General features: G+C 69.1%; 18 protein-coding genes. 10 read left to right on the top strand and 8 right to left on the bottom strand.

All coding sequences use genetic code 11. The features are described 5' to 3' along the window. The first annotated feature begins 4 nt into the window (after positions 1 to 4). The 4 genes from ACFQ9K_RS42420 to ACFQ9K_RS42405 all read left to right on the top strand — a co-directional run bounded on the left by ACFQ9K_RS42420 (position 5) and on the right by ACFQ9K_RS42405 (position 4,869). Positions 5 to 1,384: a GNAT family N-acetyltransferase gene (locus ACFQ9K_RS42420; RefSeq protein WP_378722270.1), complete on the top strand. Its 1,380-nt coding sequence runs from the start codon at positions 5 to 7 to the stop codon at positions 1,382 to 1,384. Between the two features lie 159 nt (positions 1,385 to 1,543). Further along, on the top strand, positions 1,544 to 2,911 hold the full coding sequence (locus tag ACFQ9K_RS42415; protein ID WP_378722268.1) for a glutamate-1-semialdehyde 2,1-aminomutase: 1,368 nt from the start codon (positions 1,544 to 1,546) through the stop codon (positions 2,909 to 2,911). Continuing rightward, positions 2,908 to 4,017: a glycosyltransferase gene (locus tag ACFQ9K_RS42410; RefSeq protein WP_378722267.1), complete on the top strand. Its 1,110-nt coding sequence runs from the start codon at positions 2,908 to 2,910 to the stop codon at positions 4,015 to 4,017. The genes ACFQ9K_RS42415 and ACFQ9K_RS42410 overlap by 4 nt, the downstream gene beginning before the upstream one ends. Positions 4,018 to 4,104: 87 nt before the next feature. Then, positions 4,105 to 4,869, top strand: a complete 765-nt coding sequence (locus ACFQ9K_RS42405) for an SDR family oxidoreductase (protein ID WP_378722266.1) — start codon at positions 4,105 to 4,107, stop codon at positions 4,867 to 4,869. A 51-nt stretch (positions 4,870 to 4,920) separates the two neighbouring features. On the opposite strand, the gene ACFQ9K_RS42400 is transcribed toward ACFQ9K_RS42405, so the two are convergent. Then, complete coding sequence (locus tag ACFQ9K_RS42400) at positions 4,921 to 5,397, bottom strand: hypothetical protein (RefSeq protein WP_378722265.1); 477 nt, start codon at positions 5,395 to 5,397, stop codon at positions 4,921 to 4,923. Between the two features lie 129 nt (positions 5,398 to 5,526). Between ACFQ9K_RS42400 and ACFQ9K_RS42395 the strand changes: the two genes are divergently transcribed. Together ACFQ9K_RS42395 and ACFQ9K_RS42390 are read left to right on the top strand one after the other, a co-directional pair. Next, positions 5,527 to 7,230, top strand: coding sequence for a bifunctional metallophosphatase/5'-nucleotidase (locus ACFQ9K_RS42395; RefSeq protein ID WP_378722264.1), 1,704 nt, complete (start codon positions 5,527 to 5,529; stop codon positions 7,228 to 7,230). 315 nt (positions 7,231 to 7,545) lie between these two features. Next, on the top strand, positions 7,546 to 9,561 hold the full coding sequence (locus tag ACFQ9K_RS42390; RefSeq protein WP_378984447.1) for an SDR family oxidoreductase: 2,016 nt from the start codon (positions 7,546 to 7,548) through the stop codon (positions 9,559 to 9,561). A 44-nt stretch (positions 9,562 to 9,605) separates the two neighbouring features. Here ACFQ9K_RS42390 and ACFQ9K_RS42385 read toward each other — a convergent pair whose 3' ends face one another. The 3 genes from ACFQ9K_RS42385 to ACFQ9K_RS42375 form a co-directional block, all read right to left on the bottom strand. Next, entirely contained in the window at positions 9,606 to 9,824 is a 219-nt protein-coding gene (locus tag ACFQ9K_RS42385; protein ID WP_378984444.1) for a hypothetical protein, read from the bottom strand. Between the two features lie 200 nt (positions 9,825 to 10,024). Then, positions 10,025 to 10,681, bottom strand: coding sequence for a cutinase family protein (locus ACFQ9K_RS42380; RefSeq protein ID WP_378721469.1), 657 nt, complete (start codon positions 10,679 to 10,681; stop codon positions 10,025 to 10,027). A gap of 163 nt (positions 10,682 to 10,844) precedes the next feature. Beyond that, a complete protein-coding gene (locus ACFQ9K_RS42375) occupies positions 10,845 to 11,900 on the bottom strand; it encodes a zinc-binding alcohol dehydrogenase family protein (protein WP_378721468.1) in 1,056 nt (351 codons plus the stop codon). Between the two features lie 165 nt (positions 11,901 to 12,065). Between ACFQ9K_RS42375 and ACFQ9K_RS42370 the strand changes: the two genes are divergently transcribed. Continuing rightward, positions 12,066 to 12,704, top strand: coding sequence for a TetR/AcrR family transcriptional regulator (locus ACFQ9K_RS42370; protein WP_378721467.1), 639 nt, complete (start codon positions 12,066 to 12,068; stop codon positions 12,702 to 12,704). Positions 12,705 to 12,706: 2 nt separating this feature from the next. Beyond that, positions 12,707 to 14,386, top strand: coding sequence for an FAD-binding dehydrogenase (locus tag ACFQ9K_RS42365; RefSeq protein ID WP_378721466.1), 1,680 nt, complete (start codon positions 12,707 to 12,709; stop codon positions 14,384 to 14,386). On the opposite strand, the gene ACFQ9K_RS42360 is transcribed toward ACFQ9K_RS42365, so the two are convergent. Together ACFQ9K_RS42360 and ACFQ9K_RS42355 are read right to left on the bottom strand one after the other, a co-directional pair. After that, positions 14,383 to 15,318: an expansin EXLX1 family cellulose-binding protein gene (locus tag ACFQ9K_RS42360; RefSeq protein ID WP_378721465.1), complete on the bottom strand. Its 936-nt coding sequence runs from the start codon at positions 15,316 to 15,318 to the stop codon at positions 14,383 to 14,385. The genes ACFQ9K_RS42365 and ACFQ9K_RS42360 overlap by 4 nt on opposite strands. Before the next feature lie 187 nt (positions 15,319 to 15,505). Next, entirely contained in the window at positions 15,506 to 16,648 is a 1,143-nt protein-coding gene (locus ACFQ9K_RS42355; RefSeq protein WP_378721464.1) for an acyl-CoA dehydrogenase family protein, read from the bottom strand. 163 nt (positions 16,649 to 16,811) lie between these two features. Here ACFQ9K_RS42355 and hemC point away from each other — a divergent pair, with 163 nt between their 5' ends. After that, positions 16,812 to 17,741, top strand: a complete 930-nt coding sequence (gene hemC, locus ACFQ9K_RS42350; protein WP_378721463.1) for a hydroxymethylbilane synthase — start codon at positions 16,812 to 16,814, stop codon at positions 17,739 to 17,741. An 8-nt stretch (positions 17,742 to 17,749) separates the two neighbouring features. On the opposite strand, the gene ACFQ9K_RS42345 is transcribed toward hemC, so the two are convergent. Together ACFQ9K_RS42345 and ACFQ9K_RS42340 are read right to left on the bottom strand one after the other, a co-directional pair. Then, complete coding sequence (locus ACFQ9K_RS42345) at positions 17,750 to 18,592, bottom strand: IclR family transcriptional regulator (protein WP_378721462.1); 843 nt, start codon at positions 18,590 to 18,592, stop codon at positions 17,750 to 17,752. A 145-nt stretch (positions 18,593 to 18,737) separates the two neighbouring features. Beyond that, positions 18,738 to 18,995, bottom strand: a complete 258-nt coding sequence (locus ACFQ9K_RS42340) for a three-helix bundle dimerization domain-containing protein (protein WP_378721461.1) — start codon at positions 18,993 to 18,995, stop codon at positions 18,738 to 18,740. Between the two features lie 171 nt (positions 18,996 to 19,166). Between ACFQ9K_RS42340 and ACFQ9K_RS42335 the strand changes: the two genes are divergently transcribed. Next, positions 19,167 to 19,649, top strand: coding sequence for a nuclear transport factor 2 family protein (locus ACFQ9K_RS42335; protein ID WP_378721460.1), 483 nt, complete (start codon positions 19,167 to 19,169; stop codon positions 19,647 to 19,649). Positions 19,650 to 19,719: the final 70 nt, after the last annotated feature.

Genomic DNA, 19,719 nt, shown 5'->3' with positions numbered 1-19,719 from the left:
GCCGATGTCGACCAGCCCGAAATCGTTGGCGCGCATCAGTCTCGGCCCGGTGTCGCTGCACGGCAACACCGTCGTGCTGCGGCCACCGCGGATCGCGGACTACCCACACTGGCGGCGGATCCGGCTACGGGACCGGCGCTTCATCGAGCCGTTCTGGTACAGCTCCACGCTGGACTGGGCCGCGCGGCATTGCGGAACCCATTGGGTGCGTGAGTGTTTGACCAGCCGAGCGGAGGCCGACGCCGGCCGCAGGCTGGCCACCGTGATCGAGGTGGACGGCCGGTTCGCGGGCCAGGTCGAACTCGGCTCGATCGACACCGCCACCGGCTCGGCCGAGCTCGGCATCTGGGTCGACGCCGAGGTCGCCCGGCACGGGATCGGCGGCATGGCGGCGGCGCTGCTGATGGACTACGGGCTCGAGCACATCGGCCTGCAGCGCATCACCGCACCGATCTCGCCGGACAACGTCGCCGCCGCGCACGGCGCCGCCGAACTCGGGTTCCAGCGCGAAGCCCTGATGGGCCGCTACTTCGACGTGGGCGGCGCGCGGCGCGACCACGAGTTGTGGGCGGTCACCAGGGCCGACGTGCCGGCTGGCGGGTTCGCCCGGTCCTGGCTGGACCGCTACGACCGGCACGCCCCGCAGCCGCCCGCCGCCCAGGCGGACGCGACCGACGCGTTCCCCAGGACCGCCGTGGTCGCCGCCGCCGCACGCTTCTACGCGGGCCGCGTCCTGCATCTGCTCGACCCGCTGCGCGCCGCCCGGCCGGTCCGGCTCGCCGAGACCGAGGGCGCGCGGATCGTCGTCCGCAGCAGGCGGCTGTCCGACTGGCGCGGGTGGCGCGACGCGCGGGTGCGCGGCCGGACGACGCTGGACCCGTATCCGGTGGCGGCCGACGACACCTGGACACGCCGGCACGGCCGGGTTCGCTGGCTGCGCCACTTCGTCCATGCCCGTCCGGGTTTGCGTTCCCCGAGCGGACTGGTGCTGGCGATCGAGGTCGACGGTGCGTATGCCGGCGAGGCCCGGCTGTTCGACCTGGACATGTTCGACCGCAATGCCCGCCTGTTCGTCTGGACCGAGCCGGGGCACGCCGACGACATCCAGGCCACCGCCACCCGCTTGCTGCTGGAGCACGCCTTCGGGCCGCTCGGGCTGTGCCGGGTGTCCACCGCGCTGGAGCCCGCGGACAGCCGCGGCGCCGACATCGCCGCCCGGGTCGGCATGACCAGGGAGGGGCGCATGCGCTGCTACGTCGGTGCCACCGGCCGCCGCGGCGACCATGACCTGTGGGCCAGCACCTCGTGCCCGGTCGCCGGTTCGGACATCGAGTCCTCGGCGCCGTCCGCGCAACGGACGCCGGGTTCCACCGAGCACCAGTGACCACGCGCGGCTGTACACCGAACGACCGACAGGCGACACTGTTGCGCGGACAAGCCGATCCGGCCGACGTACAGTTAGGCGCAGAACCCGTTGCGCGCAGGGAGGATTCGCGCAGGCGGTTCCTCCGCGTGTGCGACCCGACCCGCCAGGAGTCAGACCATGGAGCCTCTTTCCGCTGAACCGGCGGGCACCCGCCGCTTCACCCGCAGCAACGAACTCCAGGCCCGGCTGCACGACCTGGTTCCGGGCGGCGCGCACACCTACGCCAGGGGCGCGGACCAGTATCCCGAGTTCATGGCGCCGATCCTGGTGCGCGGCAGCGGTTGTCACGTCTGGGACGCGGACGGCAACCGCTACATCGAGTACGGCATGGGCCTGCGTTCGGTCACCCTCGGCCACGCCTGTCGCCCGGTGCTCGACGCCGTGCACCGCGCGATCGCCGACGGGATCAGCTTCAGTCGGCCGACCGAACTGGAATTGCTTGCCGCCGAGGACTTTCTGACCTTGGTGCCCGGCGCCGACATGGTGAAGTTCGCCAAGAACGGCTCCGATGCCACCACCGCGGCGGTGCGGCTCGCCCGCGCCGTCACCGGGCGGACCGCCATCGCCGTCTGCGATCAGCCGTTCTTCTCGGTGGACGACTGGTTCATCGGCACCACCGCGATGGACAGCGGCATCCCCGCCGAAATCGCTTCGGGCACTGTTCGATTCCGCTACAACGACCTGCCTTCGCTGGCCGCCGTGCTCGAACCGGGAACGGTGGCCGCCGTCGTCCTGGAGGCCGCCACCGCGCTCGCCGAGCCCGAACCCGGTTTCCTGGAGGGTGTTCGAGCCCTGTGCGACCGGCACGGCGCGCTGCTCGTCTTCGACGAGATGATCACCGGCTTCCGCTGGTCGGCGGGCGGTGCGCAGGCGGTGTACGGGGTGCGGCCCGACCTGTCCTGCTGGGGCAAGGCGATGGGCAATGGCTTTCCGCTGTCCGCGCTGGCCGGCAAGCGCGAGTTCATGGAACTCGGTGGGCTGCGCACCGATCAGGACCGGGTGTTCCTGCTGTCCACCACCCACGGTCCGGAATCGGGTTCGCTGGCCGCGTTCCGCGCGGTCGTGCGCGAGTATCGGTCCGGCGACCCGATCGGCCGGATGGAACACGCGGGCCGTCGCCTGGCCGACGGGGTCAACGCGGTGGCCGCCGAATTCGGCATCGCCGACTACCTACGGGTGCTCGGCCGCCCGTCCTGCCTGATCTTCGTCACCCGCGACCCGGACCGGCAACCGTCGCAGGAGTTCCGCACGTTGTTCCTCCAGGAGTTGCTGCAGCGCGGCGTGCTCGGTCAGTCCTTCGTCACCTCGGCCGCGCACACCGATGCCGACGTCGACGCGACGATCGCCGCCTGCCGGGAGGCGGCGGCGGTGTACCGCAAGGCGATCGAACAGGGCAGCGTCGACGGCCTGCTGGCCGGCCGCCCGGTCGCGCCCGCCATCCGCCGCCGGGCCGAGCCGCGCCGGATCACCGCGGAGCGCGAATGACCCAGCCGCGCATCGCGATCGTGCACGAGCGGTTCACCGAGTTCGGCGGTTCCGAGGCGGTGGTCGGTGAACTGGCCGAAACCTGGCCCAGCACCGAGGTTTTCGCACCGATCGTCGATCCCGCGGGTGTCCGGCCGCCGCTGACCACGGTGCACGACACCTGGCTCAGCCGGGCCTACGCCGCCTCCGGCCGCCGCTCGCACGCACCGCTGCTGCCGTTCGTTCCCCGCGCACTGCGGCGCCTGCCCCTCGGGGATCGCTTCGATGCCGTCGTCGTCAGCCATCACGCCTTCGCCAGCCAGGCGGCCTTGGCCACCGACGCCCCGGTCATCGCCTACGTGCACAGCCCGGCGCGATGGGCCTGGGACAAGGACTTCCGGGCGCGGGAGGCCGGTGGGCGGGCGGGTCAGCTGGCCCTCGCCGCGCTGGGTACACTGGCGCGGCGCGCCGAATTGCGAGCCGCCCCAAGACTTTCTCATGTGGTCGCCAACTCGCGCGCCGTCGCGGGGCGGGTCAACGACTGGTGGGGACTGCCCGCGACGGTCACCTATCCCCCGGTCCGGATCGATCGCTTCACCCCTGAGCTGACCGTCCCCCGCGACGACTTCTTCCTCTTCGCCGGTCGGCTCGTCCCCTACAAGCGCCCGGATCTGGCCATCCGCGCCGCCCAGCGAGCCGGCTGCCGGCTCGTCATCCTCGGCGACGGCCGTTTCCGCGCGCATCTCGAAGCACTCGCCGGCCCGGAAACGACGTTCCTCGGCGCGACCTCCCACGAGGTGCTGCTCGACCGCTACCGTCGCGCGCGAGCGCTGCTGATGCCCGGCGTCGAGGACTTCGGCATCGTCCCGGTCGAGGCAATGGCGTGCGGCACACCGATTCTCGCGGTCGATCAGGGCGGCGCGCTGGACACGGTGCGGCCGGGCGTGACCGGCGAGCACATCCCGCACGGGTCCGACGAGGCCGTCATCGATCGCCTCGCCACGGCGATGCGCGACTTCGACCCCGCCCGCTACCCGCCGTCGGCCATTCGTGCGCACGCCGAGACGTTCTCCCCCGCCGCGTTCCGCGCGCAGATGGCCGACACGGTCGCCCGGTACCTGCGCTGACCGAGCGCACGAGGCGGGAATAGCTCGGATCGCCCGATGGTTGCGGCCGATGGCCGAGTAACCACCGTGAGCGAGGGAGACAGCACTATGCCGCAGGTCAGCGCCGCCGACCGGTCCGAAGCACCCGCTGCCGCCGAAGATCTGCGCGGCCGCACGGTCGTGCTGATCGGCGGCGGCTCCGGCATCGGACTGCGGGTCGCACAGCGCGTGATCGCCGCCGGCGGCCGAGTCGTACTGGGCGGTCGCACCGCATCGCGATTGACCGCGGCGGCAGCGGAACTGGGCGACGCGGCCAGGTGGCAGACCGTCGACACCGGCGACACGGCATCGCTCGCGGCCTTCTTCGACGGCATCGACCGCGTCGATCATCTCTTCACCACCGCCGCCTCCTACCAGGTCGGCCCGATGCGCGAACTGAGTCCGGCCGCTGCCGCGTCACCGTTCGAGTCCAAGTTCTGGGGCCAGTACCACGCGGTCCGGCTGGCCGCGGCCAAGCTGGCCGAGGACGGGTCGGTGGTCCTGATGTCGGGCGCCGCGTCGGCCCGCCCCGCCGGGCTCGCGCCCGCCTACGTCGCCTGCAACGCCGCCATCGAAGGACTCGGTCGCGGCCTCGCGGTCGAACTCGCGCCGGTCCGGGTGAACGTCATCTCGCCGGGCACGGTCGACGGCCACCTGTGGTCGAATCGCTCGGACGCCGTCCGCGCGGCCGCATTCGATCAGTACCGCCGCGCGTCGCTGCTCGGCCGCCCCGCCACCGAGGCCGAGATCGCGCACGCCGTCGTCTATCTCTTCACCAGCACCTTCACCACCGGCTCGACCATCTACCCCGACGGCGGCTACACCCTCCGCTGAGCCGCACCGGGCGAAACGCGGTGCGGCCCAACGCAGGCCGTGCGAAACGGGTCAGGCCGAACAGGTGGGTGCGGGCGGCTTCGCCGCGTTCCAATCGTTGCCGGCGACCCAGTGGAAAACGGCAAGCCGCCGGTCGATATAGCGTTGGAGCCCCTGGGTGGTGCCGCAGTCCGGTGCCAGATTTCCCGGCTTGTAGTACTTCGTGATCAACTCTTTCAGTTTCCCGTTATAGGCGTCCGCCTGGTCACAGGTCGCCTTCCGGGTGTCATGGACGAACGCGGGATTCTGAAAGAGTTCGGCGCGGGTTTCGCTGTGCACCGGCTTTTCGAAGATGGCGGGCGATAACTCCAGCCATTCGCCGACCTCCTGATACCAGCGATCGTCGTGATCCTTACCGTCGCAAATCTGCCGCGAAATCTCCGGTGCGACGCCGAACAGCGAATCATCGGCCCGAGCTGGGGATCCGGACAGCAGCGCGGTGGCGGCCAGCGCACACGTCACCGCCCCGGTTTTGGCTGAGAATGTCAAAGAACGAGCCCTCCATGTGGTCGTGAACTACCCATGCCTGTCCCTTTGACTAGGCAGTATGTCACTCACCGGCGGATAAACCGGTGCTCCCCGCTGGCAGCGGCGGGCCGTGCGTGGGACAGTCGGTGAATGAACGCGCGCCGTCGGCTTGCCGCTGTTGTTGCCGGAATCATGAGCGTCGCCTTGGTCGCGGGCTGCGGCACTTCGAACGACAAGGGCGGCGGCCCGCCGACCTCGACCGCCCCCGGGGTCATCCCGCTCATCTCGACGAACGATCTGCGCGCGGCGAAGCCCGACGAGGTGCATCTGTTCGGGCTCAACGATCTGCACGGCAATCTGGAGCCGCCCGCGGGCTCGACCGGGAAGGTGGCCGGCTACGACGCGGGCGGCGCCGCCTACCTGGCGACGCACCTGGCCCGGCTGAAGGCGGCCTACCCGGCGAGCGCGATCGTCGCGGCGGGCGACGACATCGGGGCCAGCCCGCTGGTGTCCGGGCTCTTCCACGACGAGCCGACCATCACGTTCATGAACCAGATCGGGGTCGCCGCCTCGTCGGTCGGCAATCACGAATTCGACCACGGCGTAATGGAATTGGCGCGCCTCCGGCAGGGCGGCTGCGCGCCGGACGGCTGTTCGCCCGGCGAACCGTTCACCGGCGCCTCGTTCCCATACCTGGCCGCGAACGTCACCGACGCCGAGGGCAAGCTGCCGCCCGCGCTGAAGCCGTGGACCCTCGTGCAGGCCGGCGGCCACACGATCGGCCTGATCGGCACGGTCACCCCCGATACCGTGAACCTTGTTTTCCCCGAGGGCATTCGGGGGTACACCTTCGGCGACGAGGCGGCGGCGATCAACCGCTACGTCCCGGAGGTGAAGGCGGCGGGCGCCGAGACGGTGGTCGCGCTGATGCACGACGGCGGCAGCCAGCGCACCGCCGCCGGCGCCCCGGTCGATTACAACGGCTGCGCCGACATCACGCCGAACGTCACCGACCTGGCCAAGCGCATCGACCCGGCGGTGACGGCGCTGTTCACCGCGCACAGCCACCAGTCCTACGTGTGCACCATCGACGGCAAGTCGGTCACGCAGGCGGCCTCCTACGGCCGGCTGATCACCGACCTGACCCTGAGCTTCTCCCCCGACGGCGTGCGGGCGTCCGCGGTCAATCGAGTGGTGACCCGCGACGTCACGCCCGACCCGGCCACCACCGCCCTGGTGAACTTCTACACCGAGCAGGCCCGCCCGCGCACGGCCCGGGTGGTCGGCGCGGCCGCCGCGACGCTGCCGCACGATCCGGACGCGACCGGGGTCTCGCCGCTCGGCGCCGTCATCGCGGACTCCATGCTCGCGGCCACCGCCGGGCCGGTTCCCGCCGTGGCGGCGTTCATGAACCCCGGCGGCGTCCGTGCCGATATCAAGGCGGGCCCGGTCACCTATGGCGACATCTACACGGTCCAGCCGTTCGGCAATCAGGTCGTCACCCTCACCCTGACCGGGCAGCAGATCCTGCGCCTGCTCGAGCAGCAGTGGGACAACGCCAGCAAGCCCGCGATACTCTCCCCCGCCGGCCTCACCTATGCCTACTCCGGCTCAGCACCCAAGGGCGCCAAGGTGATCCGCGACAGCGTCCGCATCGCGGGCCAGCCGCTGAACCCGGTCGCCGCCTACCGCGTCACCACCAACAGCTTCCTCGCTTCCGGTGGCGACGGCTTCACCGTCTTCACCGAGGGCGCCGACAACGTCCCCGGCCCCACCGATCTCGTCGCCTTCGAGGCCCTCTTCCGGGACAACTCACCGGTCCAGCCGCCCGCCGCTCGAGTAGCGCAGCGATAACTGTTCGGTAGCCCCACTTAATTGGACGATTGACCAGTAGTGCGATACCTGGAAATTGTTGTAACACTTACCCTTTGACCTGGGCCGATGGGTGACCAGTCCCACAACGTGATCCGGCCCGGAACGCTTGCCGGAGTTGATCTGGACCCATTACAGTTTCGCATAAGTCAGGACGAAGGGGTTCCTACTTTCGGCCCGATCGCTGTTACCGCGTCAGGTCTGCGTCTCGCGGCCGAACCGAAATCTCCGCATTCACCGCTGCATGCCGGATGACTTGTGCGACAACACGGTTCGAATGAACAGCAGGAGAGGGCGATGGCTACCTACATCGTGACGGGCGGTACCGGATTCTTGGGCAGGCGGGTCGTTCAGGAGCTCCTGGACCGGGAGCCCGACGCCGTCATTCATGTCCTGGTGCGCGAGGAATCGTTGCAGAAGTTCGCCGACCTGGCCACCGGCTGGGACGGCGGCGAGCGGGTGTTCTCGCTGGTCGGCGACCTCACCGCGGACGGGCTCGGCTTGACCCGCGAGGCGCCGAGGGCCGACCACGTGATCCACCTCGGCGCGGTCTACGACATGACCGCCGACGAGGAGACCGCGCACGCGGCCAACGTCGCGGGCACCCGGTCGGTCATCGATCTGGCGCGCTCGATCGGTGCTGTGCTGCACCACGTTTCGTCGGTCGCGGTGGCCGGTGACCACAAGGGCAAGTTCTTCGAGGAGGACTTCGACCTCGGCCAGCGGCTCACCTCGCCGTACCACCGGACCAAGTTCGCCGCCGAGCGGCTCGTCCGCGAATCGCGGGGCGTGCGCTGGCGGGTGTACCGGCCCGCGATCGTGGTCGGCGACTCGCGCACCGGCGAGATGGACAAGATCGACGGCCCGTACTACTTCTTCGCCGCGATCGCCAAGCTCGCCGCGCTGCCGGCCGAGCTGCCCATGCCGCTGCCCGATCTCGGCGCGACCAACATCGTGCCGGTCGATTACGTGGCCGCCGCGATGGCCGCGCTGGTGCGCAGGCCGGGCCTGGACGGGCGCACCTTCCACCTGGTGAACCCGGAGCCACAGCCGTTCAGCGACGTGTACGGGGCGCTCGCCACGGCCGCGGGCGCGCCCGCCGGGATCGGCGTCGTCCCGCTCAGCGCCCGCGCGCTGAGCGGACTGTCGCACCTGCCCGGCGTGCCCGCCGTGCGCGATTTCCTGTTGGAGCAGCTGGGGATTCCGGCCGCCGTGGCACCGCACACCTCGTTCGCGGCGGAGTTCATCTCCGACTCCACCCGGGCGCAGTTGCGCGGCACGGGCCTGTCGGTGCCGTCGTTCGACAGCTACGCCGACCGGCTGTGGCAGTACTGGCGCGCGCACCTCGACCCGCATCGCGGGCAGCCCGCGGTGTCCAGCGAGCCGCTCAACGGACGGATCGTACTGATCACCGGCGCGTCGTCGGGCATCGGCCTGGCCACCGCGCACGCGGTCGCCCGGCGCGGCGCCACCGTGCTGATGGTGGCCCGCGGCAAGGACGATCTGGCCGACGCAGCCGATTCGGTGCGCGCGGAAGGTGGTGTGGCCTATGACTATCCGTGCGACATCACCGACGCGGACGGAGTCGAGACACTGGTGCAGACGATCCTCACCGAGCACGGTCACGTGGACTACCTGGTGAACAACGCGGGCCGGTCGATTCGCCGTTCGGTGCTGAACTCCACCGACCGCATGCACGATTTCGAGCGGACCATGGCGGTCAACTACTTCGGCGCGGTCCGGCTGATCCTGGCGCTGCTGCCGTCGATGCGGGCCCGGCGCTTCGGCCACGTCGTCAACATCTCCTCGATCGCGGTGCAGACCAAGGTGCCCCGGTTCGCCGCCTATGTGGCGAGCAAGTCGGCGCTGGACAACTTCAGCGAGATCGCCGCGGTCGAAAACAAGGACGCGGGCATCACTTTCACCTCGGTGCGGATGCCGCTGGTGCGCACACCCATGATCGCGCCGACCGATCTCTACAAGTCGCTGCCGGTGCCGGACCCGGATCAGGCCGCCGCCATCGTAGTGCGCGCGCTGGAAGACCGCCCGCACCGGATCGACACTCCGGTGGGCACTTTCGCGCAGGCCGTCGATCTGCTCATGCCCTCGGTGAAGCGGACGATCCTGCATCAGGGCTTCCGCATCTTCGGCGAATCCACTGCGGCACAGGGCAAGAAGCCCGCGACGAAGCAGCAGGCCGGCGAAACCGGTCGCACCCCGTTGACCGTGCTCGCCCCGGTGCTCATGCCGTTGATGTCCATGCCCGGCCCCGCGGCGCGCGTGGCCAGGGTGGTGCCCGGATTGCAGTGGTAGTCACGTCGGCTTCCGCAAATTGTGCGCGATCGGGCGCGGGTCGGTCAGATTCGCGCCCGGCCGGGCGGGGTGATATCGGGATACCGGCAGTGGATTCGATCGATGCAGTGCCGCACGGTGTGCAGTTCGGCGTGGAGTTCGCGCAACCGCTGCGCTTGATAAGTTCGTTCGGCGGTATTGATGGCACGCGCGAGGGCACGTGCGTGCGTGGCAAGCAAGTCCAGAAATACCCGGGCCTGTGCGATGTCGGAATCATCGGACATTCGCTGTTCCTATCACGCACCCCGACCCGGCGCCGTCCGAACTCCGCGCGTTCCACAGGATTTCGCCGCAGCGTATCCGAATCGAAAAGGACCACGTTCGTTTCAGAGAATTTGCTGTGCCGGTGCGCAATTCGGCGCCGGACCGCGAACGGCGGGGCCGGCATTGCGCCGGCCCCGCCGCGGATTCCCCGGTCGGGGACTCAGACCCGCGCGGCCGCGAACTGCGCCGCGGGCCACATGGCCCAGCCGTAGTTGCCGTGCTGCGCGGGGTCGACGCCACCGCCGCAGACCGGATCGCCGCCCGTGCAGTAGTTTCCGGTGCGCCAGCCGTACAGGTCGGGCACGTTCCAGCCGATCAGCCGGAGCGGGTCGCCGAACAGCAGCACCGCCGCCACCCTGGATTCGAGATAGCCGGGCAGCGTGGACATGCCGCCGAGCGCCGTCACGATGCCGGTGCCGAGCACGCCGTGCGTGACGACCGCGCCTTGCGAATAGCCGACCAGGATGAACCGCTGATCCGGGCAGACCGAGGCCTGCCAGATGATGTGCGCGGTCATGTCCTGGGTGCCCCGGCTGATCGACGCCGGATCGAGCAGATCCGCCGGGTAATCGACGCGGTAGGCGCTCGAGCTCACCGGAAGTGCCTGGAGCAGCGTGCCATACAGGGGATCACCGACCGCGGCGCCGAGGTATCCGGGTTCCTGCGTGCCGCGGGCGACCACCACCTCGACCGCCGTGCAGGGCGACGCCCACGCACTCAATCCTGTCGTCGTTCCGAATCCCGCGACCAGCAGTAGCACGATGAATGCTCGTACCACCCGCCGCTTTTCGAAATGAATTACCTTCCGGTCTGCCATTGTGATCACCTGCTCACGCCGTTGTGAGAAGCCGAATGACACTTGTCAGCGACAAGTGCCACTCGGCTATATCTGCGAAGGTAAGAACGGCGGAGCGGGCCGTCAAGCAAAACGACCCGAACGATGCGCACTCAGCGCCGAATCGTGTCCTGGCGCGCTATTTCTAGGGCACGAGAACCGCTGCGCCCGTGAAACGTCCGTGCGCGAGGTCGGCGAGGGCCTGATTTGCCATCCCCAAGGAGTACCCACGGGTGGTGACTTCTATGCGATGTTCGCCTGCGAGAGTAAGAAATTCACGGGCGTCGGTGCGGGTGTTCGAGGTGACCGAGCGAATTTCCCGCTCCTGGAACAGATGTTGCTGGTAATTCAGGGCCGGGATGTCGCTGAGATGAATACCGGCGATGGACAGGATGCCGCCGCGGTCCAGCGCCGCCAGCGCGGGCAGCACCAGGGTGCCGACGGGCGCGAACAGGATCGCCGAATCCAGTTGCACCGGAGGCGGATCCGCCGCACCCTGCGCCGAGCTGGCGCCGAGTTCGCGGGCCAGCTCCTGCGCGGCCGGGTCACGGGTCATCACGTGCAACTCGGCGCCGCGGGCCAGCGCGACCTGCGCGGCGATGTGCGCACTGCCGCCGAAGCCGTAGAGGCCGAGCCGCCCGCCGGGCGGCAGCGCGGCGCGTTGCAGCGCGCGATAACCGATGATGCCCGCGCACAGCAGCGGAGCAAGTTCGTTGTCCGCGTAGCCATCCGGTAGCCGCAGCGCGTAGGCCGCAGGCACGGTGGCGAATTCGGCGTATCCCCCGTCGGCATCCCAGCCGGTGTATTCCGAACGGGGGCAGAGGTTTTCCGCACCGCGCAGGCAGAACTTGCAGGCGCCGCAGGTGTGCCGCAGCCAGGCGATGCCGACGCGGTCGCCGACGGCGAACTCCTCGGTGAAGCGCGCGTCCTCCGCGACCGCGCCGACCGCCGAGCCGACGGCGACCACTTCCCCGACCACCTCGTGCCCCGGTACCACGCCCACCCGATGCACCGGGAGGTCGCCTTCGGCCACATGGAGATCGGTGCGGCAGACACCGCACGCCAGCACCCGCACGAGTAACTCGTCGGCGGCCGGTTCGGGCACCGGCTCGTGTACCTGATCCAGCGGCGCGGCATCGATCGGCCCTGGGCGGCGAACCCGCCAGCCGGTCATCGATGCGGTCCGGGCCACCTCGTTCATACCGATCTCCCCTCGTGGTCAGGATGCACGGTGGTATCGAGCTGCGCCCACCCTACTCGTCCGATTTCGCCACGTCACAGCTCCGCTTCTGATACATTTGTGTATTGAATACATTTCTGTATCCATTTGGCCTGCTCCGGTCGGCCGCGCCCGAGGAGGTGCCCGTTGGCGTCGTCCGCCGAAGCGAAGACCTCGGCGATCCGGGTCACCCGCCGCCGCGCCGAGACCAGGGATCGGCTGCTCACCGCCGCGTACGAGGCGTTCGCCGAGGAGGGTTTCGGCAAGGCGACCGTGGAACGGGTCTGCGAGCGGGCCGGATTCACCCGGGGCGCGTTCTACTCCAACTTCGGCTCGCTCGACGAGCTGTTCCTGGCCATGTGGGAGCAGCGCTCGGCGGCGATGCTCGCCGACGTGCGGCGCATCCTCGACGAGATCCCGGTCGGCAGCGACGACGTGCGCACCTCGATCGAACGCCTGGAACGCGCGGTACCGGTCGATGAGGGCTGGTATCGGATCACCGCGGAGTTCACCACGCACGCCCTGCGCAATCCCGAGCTGCGCCGGGTGATGGCCGCGCGCGAGGAGGCGATCGTGAACGCCCTCATGCCGACCGTCGTCGCCGGGCTGGCCCGGGTCGGGCGCACCGTGCCCGATCCGGAGGCGCTCGGGCAGGCGCTCGTCGCGGTGCACGACGGCACCAGCGTGCAGGTGCTGATGGAACCGCGCAGCCGGATCGCGCGGCGGCGGCGCACCGACCTGATCTATCACGTCGTGCTGGCCTACAGCACCGAAACCGAAGGATGAACATGTCCGATCCCGCATTCGCCGAGCAGGCAGATGTCATCGTCGTCGGCGCCGGGCTGGCCGGCCTGGTCGCGACCCACGAGCTGGTCAAGGCGGGGCGCAAGGTGCTCGTGCTCGATCAGGAGAACCGCAACAACCTCGGCGGGCAGGCGTTCTGGTCGCTCGGCGGGCTGTTCATGGTGGACACGCCGGAACAGCGGCGGCTCGGCATCAAGGACTCCTACGACCTGGCGTTGCAGGATTGGCTCGGCTCCGCCGGTTTCGACCGCGACGACGAGGACCTGTGGGGCCGGCGATGGGCCGAGGCCTACGTCCGCTTCGCGACCGACGTGAAGCGCGACTACCTGCACGAGCTCGGGCTGCGGGTGACGCCGCTGATCAGCTGGGCCGAGCGCGGCGGCGGTTTCGCCGACGGGCACGGCAATTCGGTGCCGCGCTTCCATCTCACCTGGGGCACCGGGCCGGAGGTGGTGCGGGTGTTCGCCGAGCCGGTGCTGGAGGGCGAACGAAAAGGGCTGGTCGGCTTCGGTTTCCGGCATCGGGTCGATGAACTGATCGTCGAGGACGACGCGGTGGTCGGCGTGCGCGGCAGCGTGCTGGAGGCAACCGAGCTCGAGCGCGGCAAGGCGTCGTCGCGGAACACCGTCGGCGAGTTCGAGTTCCGGGCGAAGGCGGTGATCGTCACCTCCGGCGGCATCGGCCACAATCACGAGCTGATCCGCCGCAACTGGCCCACCGAACGACTGGGCAAGTGCCCCGAGACCATGATTTCCGGCGTGCCCGCGCACGTGGACGGCCGGATGCTCGGCATCACCGAGGCCGCGGGCGGCGCCATCGTCAACCGGGATCGCATGTGGCACTACACCGAGGGCATCAACAACTGGGATTCGATCTGGCCCGATCACGGCATCCGGATCATTCCCGGTCCGTCCTCGCTGTGGTTCGACGCGAACGGAAAGCGGTTGCCCGCACCGTGTTTCCCCGGTTTCGACACCATGTCCACCATGAAGGAGATCCTGGCCACCGGCTACGACTACTCCTGGTTCGTGCTCACCCAGTCGATCATCGAAAAGGAGTTCGCGCTGTCGGGTTCCGAGCAGAACCCCGACATCACCGGCAAGGACCTGAAAGTCACGCTCAAGAGCCGGCTGGCCAAGGGCGCGCCGGGTCCGGTGGAGGCGTTCAAACAGCACGGCGTCGACTTCGTGGTCGCGGACAACCTGCGCGAGCTGGTCGCCGGGATGAACAAGATCGCGCGCGGCCCCCAGCTGGACCACGACACGCTGGAACGCCAGATCGTCGCCAGGGACCGGGATGTGGCGAACAAGTACTCCAAGGACAGCCAACTGATGGCGATCACCAACGCGCGCCAGTTCCTCGGCGACAAGATCAGCCGGGTGGCCAAGCCACACCGCATCCTCGACCCCGCGGCCGGTCCGCTGATCGCGGTGCGGTTGAACATTCTCACCCGAAAGACGCTGGGCGGCTTGCAGACCAACCTCGACTCGCAGGTGATGCGCCCGGACGGCACCGCGTTCCCCGGCCTCTACGCGGCGGGCGAGGTCGCCGGGTTCGGCGGCGGCGGGGTGCACGGTTACAACGCGCTCGAGGGCACCTTCCTCGGCGGGTGCATCTTCTCCGGGCGGGCCGCGGGGATGGCGCTGGCCGCGAAACTCGGTTAGCGCCTGCAGCTTGCGGGCAGCTTCGACGCGGGCGGCGGCGCGGCGGCGACCGAGGTCGGCGCGATCGCCGGCGCGTGGGTCGGCTCCGGCCCGGTGAACGGCGGTGTCCCGGCGTAGAGCCGGGCGCCGGTCGCGCGCACGCCCGGAGTGAGGGTGATGCCGAGGATCTCCGCCTGGTCGCCGTGCACATCGGTGACGCGCGCGTCGAACGGTCCCGGTCCGGCGCCGGAGATGGACCAGTAGTTGTCCATGCCCCGGGTCAGGTTCTGCCACGCGCCGCCGGTGTAGGGCCGAATCGCGACCTCCCGCAACGGATTTCCGGATCCGCTGAGCAGGATGGCGAACCAGGCGCTGCTGGAGTCCGGCTTCACCTGATAGAACAGCTCCGGCACCGGCTCGGGATTGCGCACCACGTTGTAGCGGACCTTGGCCACCCCGTCGGACAGATCGGCGAGCTGGGTGAACGCGGCGACGCTCAAATCCAGTTGTCCCGGAGCACATGCCGGGCAACGGTCCACGATGAGCGCGCGCACATCGCCACGCGGACCTTGGATGTCGAGGTAGGCCCCGCACGGATCGGCCCGGCCGAACTCCTGGGTCGACATGCCGACATAGAAGCCGTCCATGGGCAGCCCGGGGAACGAGCAGGACACGCCCTGGCTGAACGAATAGAAGCGGGCCTCTCCCGTCACGACCTGCTGCGGCTCCTGCGCGGGCGCGGCGGTGGGCTCGATACCGTTGGCGGCCACCGGCGTTCGCGAGGTCGCCGACTGGACCAGCACATTCGACGTGGCCGGCGCGGTGGACGCATCGCAGTGCACCGGCTCCGGGCGGGTCAGCCACACGGCCACGCCCGCGATGGCGACCAGGCCGACCGCGGACCAGAGCCACCCCGAACGGAAGTGTCGTTGGTTGATCGGTATGCGGTGCATCGCTCCCCGACTACGCCTCTACCTGCTCACGGACTCTCCATCCTGACGTCCATAGGAAAGCAGCCGAACGGTCGTCGCATGTCCTGAACGTAAATTCTCCGCAGTGAAAGGAGCACGCTTCAGCAAGCGTGAGGCAAATGCCCAGCATCCTCCTGGACACTTCCGCAGCCCACCGGAAATTCACCGGCTAGCTGAACCCGTCCATCAGCGAAAGCACCCGCAGCATGACCTCATCCGCGCCGCCGCCGATGCTCAGCAGGCGACTGTCCCGATACGCGCGCGAGGTCCAGGTCTCCGTCATATAGCCGGTGCCGCCGTGAATTTGCAGACACCAGTCGGCCACCTGACGCGAGAGCCGGCCCGCGTCCAGCTTGGCGATCGTGGCCATTCGCGTGACATCCCTACCGGCCGTGTAGGTCTGAGCGATCGCCTCGGTGTAGACGCGCAGCATGTCCACCTTCGCGGCGAGTTCGGCGTAGGTGTATTGCAGGTACTGATTCGCGGTCAGCGGCTGCCCGAACACCTTTCGCTGCTTGGCGTAGTCGCGGGTCAGTTCCAGTTGCATGGCACAGCTGATCGGCGCGCTGTAGGCGGCGAACATCCGCTCCATGACGAACTGCGACATCTGCTGCTGGAAGCCCTTGCCGATCTCACCGATGGTGTTGCGCACCGGAACTCGCACGTCCTCGAAGGTGAGCAGCCCGGTGTCGGAGGCCCGCATGCCCAACTTGTCGAGCTTGCGGTCGACGCGGAAGCCGGGCGCGTCGGTGGGCACGATGATCTGGCTCATCCCGCGATATCCGCCCTCCGGCGAGGTGCGCACCAGGGTGCACAGCCAGTCCGCCTGAACGGCGTTGGTGATGAACACCTTCGAGCCGTTGATCACCCAGTCGTCGCCGTCGCGGCGGGCGCTGGTCCGGATCCCGGCCACGTCCGAACCGGCCTCCGGCTCGGTAACCGCTACGCCGCAGACGGTTTCACCGCGCATGGCGGGCGCGAGGTATTCCTGCTTGAGTTCCTCGCTGCCGTGCGCGTGCAGCGACGGCGTGGCCATCGCGACGTGCACGCCGAGCGCCATCGGAAACGACCCGTGCGCGACACGACCCAGCTCCTGGCACAGCACCACGGTGAACAGGTGATCGGCGCCCTGCCCCGAGTAGGCCGGGTCGTACTCGAGCCCCAGGATGCCGAGCTCGGCCATGTCGGCGAAGATCTCGTGCAGCGGCATCAGCTCCGCCTGCTCCCACTCGTCGACGTGGGGATTGATCTTCTGCTCGAGATAGCGCCGGACCATCGCCCGGAACTCCTGATGTTCGTCGCTGTACATCACGCGCGCTCCTACTCCGAGTTTCCTCGCCCCTCTTATTGTCACCGTGCCAGTACCGCCCGTCACACCATTTCTCGATTCCACCGGGGGAATCTCGGCAGTGCTGCGCGCGCAGCGATCAGAGGGCGTGCGGATCGTCGATAGCGGCAGGAGTAACGTGCCGGGCATGTCGCGTGCCCGCACCATCCGGATCGCCACTCGATCCAGTCCCATGGCCCTGGCCCAGGCCGAACAGGTGGCCACCCTGCTCGGCGAGCTCGGGGTGGACAGCGAACTGGTCAAGGTCACCACCGCGGGCGATCGCTGGATGGGCGACCTGTCCAAGCTCGGCGGCAAGGGCGCCTTCGTCAAGGAGATCGACCACGCGCTGCTGGTGGACGACGCCGACCTGGCGGTGCACTGCCTCAAGGACATCCCCGGCGACATCCCGGTGCCCGAGGGCCTGAAGTTCGCCGGCTACCTGCCGCGCGACGACGTGCACGACGCGGTGATCACCCGCAACGGCGCTCCGCTCGCCGAGCAGCCTGCGGGCACCGTGGTCGGCACCAGCTCGGTGCGCAGGCGGGCCCAGTTGCTCCTGCACTACCCGCAGCTGACGGTGAAACCGTTGCGCGGCAACGTCAACACCCGGCTGGCGCGGCTCGAGGAGGGCCACATCGACGTGCTGATCGCGGCCGTCTCCGGCCTGCACCGCGTCGACCAGGCCCACCGGATCACCGAGACCCTAGAGCTCGACACCATGTGCCCGCCCATCGGCGCGGGCATCATCACCCTGGAATGCCGCGCCGACGACACCGAACTCCTGGAGCTCGGTGCCCGCCTGGATCATCCGGACACGCACCGGCAGGCCGATGCCGAACGCGCCATGCTGCACGCGCTGCAAGGACACTGCAACTCCCCCATCGCGGGTTACGCGAGCACCGAGGCGACCGGCCGGTTGACCCTGCACGGCAAGGTGTTCAACGAGGACGGCACGCAGTGGCTGGACTCCCACCAGTGGGGCGTGCCGGAGGATCCGCAGGCGCTCGGCTTCTTCGTCGGCGCGGATCTGCTGCGGCAGGGCGCCAGGGCGATCATCGACGCGATCCCGCACTGAGCGGGTAGTCAGCGCCAACGGGCGTGGCGCGGGAACAGGGAACGACCCGCTTCGTGCGCCACCTCGACCAGGACCCGAGCCAGTCGCGCGGTATCCAAAGCCGTTCGCTCGCCACCGATGTGCCCGGACAGCGAGAGCGCGGCCACCGCGGCGCCCCGGCCGCGGATCGGCACGGCGACGCAGGCGATGCCCGACACCGATTCCTCGTTGTCGACCGCGACACCCTGGCGTTGCCGGATGCGGGCGAGCTCGCGATGCAATTCGGCTCTGTCGCAGATGGTTCGGGCGGTCAATTGCGGAAGGTGATCGCGGAACGACGTTTCGACGATGCTCGGCTCCAGCGACGCGAGCAGCGCCTTGCCGAGAGCGGTGCTGTGCGCGGGCATTCGGCCGCCGAGCCGGGTCGGCACGGTGGCGGCGAACCGGCCGCCCGCCTTGTCGAGATAGAGCACCTCGCGGCCGTCGAGCACGCCGAGATGTCCGACCATGCCGGTCCGTTGACAGAGATCGTGCAGCAGCGGGCTCACCACATCGCGAATCTCGTTGTGGTCCGCGGCAAGTCCGCCCAGCTCCAGCGTGCGCATGCCCAGCCGATAGCCGCCGGGGGCATGCGCGAGCCAGCGGAGCCGGATCATCTGGTCGAGGATGCGATGCACGGTGGAACGGGGCAGGCCCGTGCGCTCGGACAGGCCGAGCAGGGTGAGGGTCGGCGTCGCGCCGTCGAAAGCGTCCAGTATCAACGTCATTCGCTCGATCATCGATACCGGCGGCTGCGGCGGCCGGGCGGACACCGGTGCCGAACCCGCCCACAACTCGCCGGATTCGGGAGGAGTCACCGCCTCGACCGTCATAGCTCACCTCCACTGTGGCGCTCGCCTAGAGCTTAGATCACGTTTGTGTCACCCATCACAGTGCCTCGGCGAGGGCTCGGTGGAATCCCGGAAACTACGGAGGCCACTACGGATCTTCTCGGTAGCCGGGAACGAGACTTGACAGCTATGCCTTGCCGTCGCGGTGGCCGGCTATGGCGTACAACCACTCTCGCGTGTACCGCTCGGCCAGCAGCGGTAGGAACGTGTCGATGGTCGCGTGGTCGGCGACGTGTTCGTAGGCCGAGCGCAGGAACTGCTCGATGGCGTCGTCGTCGATGACGCCGGCGAACTCCTGCTCCAGGCGGACCGCGGCGGCGTGCAGCGCGACGGCCTGGTCGAGCGCGGGATCGTGCGGGCTGGGCGAGGTAACAGGGCTCTTCACAACAGACTCCCGATCGTGACAAGACATTCGGTGCGGTGAGCGCATGCGCCGGCTTCGGCATGCCTCATCGAGTCGAGTACCCAGCGGTCGGCTCGGAACACATCGACGTCCCGGCCGAGAAAAGTAGAACAGGTTATTGTTTGTCGGACGGCGGCGTGCCACGCTGGTCGAATGGATCTCGCCGCCATCGAAGCCGTCCGCCAGCTCAAGTACCGCTACTTCCGGACGCTCGACCTCAAACGGTGGGACGAGTTCGGCGACACCCTCGCCGTCGACGCCGCGGGCCGCTACGGCACCCACGCCCTCGGCGAGCCGCTCACCCTCGACGGCCGCGACGCCATCACGACGTTCATGCGCGAAAACCTGGGTCCCGCGATCGTCACGGTGCACATCGCGACCCACCCCGAGATCACCGTCGACGGCGAAACCGCCACCGGCTCATGGGCTTTCGAAGACACCGTCATCGCCACCGAATACGGCGTGCTCATCCGCGGCGCCGGCTACTACACCGATACCTACCGCCTCGACGCCGACGGCAGCTGGCGCATCACCTCGACCGGCTACCAGCGCATCTACGAGTCGACGCAGTCCCTCGCCGACACCCCCAGCCACCAGCTCCTGACCAATATGTGGGCGACACCGACACCGGAGTAGCCAGCACCCGCGAGCGGTCCACTTTCGGGGTGCTGGCGCTGGACGGGGGTGGACTGGCGGCGGATGCTCC

Source organism: Nocardia sp. NPDC056564 (genome assembly GCF_042793755.1).
Lineage (GTDB): Bacteria > Actinomycetota > Actinomycetes > Mycobacteriales > Mycobacteriaceae > Nocardia.
The sequence above is the reverse complement of the archived record's forward strand: the minus strand, read 5'-3'. Positions and strand labels throughout refer to the sequence as shown.

Coding starts and splice junctions, on each gene's coding strand:
- ACFQ9K_RS42420 (WP_378722270.1), top strand. CDS start 5: ATGTCGACCAGCCCGAAATCGTTGGCGCGCATCAGTCTCGGCCCGGTG.
- ACFQ9K_RS42415 (WP_378722268.1), top strand. CDS start 1,544: ATGGAGCCTCTTTCCGCTGAACCGGCGGGCACCCGCCGCTTCACCCGC.
- ACFQ9K_RS42410 (WP_378722267.1), top strand. CDS start 2,908: ATGACCCAGCCGCGCATCGCGATCGTGCACGAGCGGTTCACCGAGTTC.
- ACFQ9K_RS42405 (WP_378722266.1), top strand. CDS start 4,105: ATGCCGCAGGTCAGCGCCGCCGACCGGTCCGAAGCACCCGCTGCCGCC.
- ACFQ9K_RS42395 (WP_378722264.1), top strand. CDS start 5,527: ATGAACGCGCGCCGTCGGCTTGCCGCTGTTGTTGCCGGAATCATGAGC.
- ACFQ9K_RS42390 (WP_378984447.1), top strand. CDS start 7,546: ATGGCTACCTACATCGTGACGGGCGGTACCGGATTCTTGGGCAGGCGG.
- ACFQ9K_RS42385 (WP_378984444.1), bottom strand. CDS start 9,824: ATGTCCGATGATTCCGACATCGCACAGGCCCGGGTATTTCTGGACTTG.
- ACFQ9K_RS42380 (WP_378721469.1), bottom strand. CDS start 10,681: ATGGCAGACCGGAAGGTAATTCATTTCGAAAAGCGGCGGGTGGTACGA.
- ACFQ9K_RS42375 (WP_378721468.1), bottom strand. CDS start 11,900: ATGAACGAGGTGGCCCGGACCGCATCGATGACCGGCTGGCGGGTTCGC.
- ACFQ9K_RS42365 (WP_378721466.1), top strand. CDS start 12,707: ATGTCCGATCCCGCATTCGCCGAGCAGGCAGATGTCATCGTCGTCGGC.
- ACFQ9K_RS42360 (WP_378721465.1), bottom strand. CDS start 15,318: ATGCACCGCATACCGATCAACCAACGACACTTCCGTTCGGGGTGGCTC.
- hemC (WP_378721463.1), top strand. CDS start 16,812: ATGTCGCGTGCCCGCACCATCCGGATCGCCACTCGATCCAGTCCCATG.
- ACFQ9K_RS42345 (WP_378721462.1), bottom strand. CDS start 18,592: ATGACGGTCGAGGCGGTGACTCCTCCCGAATCCGGCGAGTTGTGGGCG.
- ACFQ9K_RS42335 (WP_378721460.1), top strand. CDS start 19,167: ATGGATCTCGCCGCCATCGAAGCCGTCCGCCAGCTCAAGTACCGCTAC.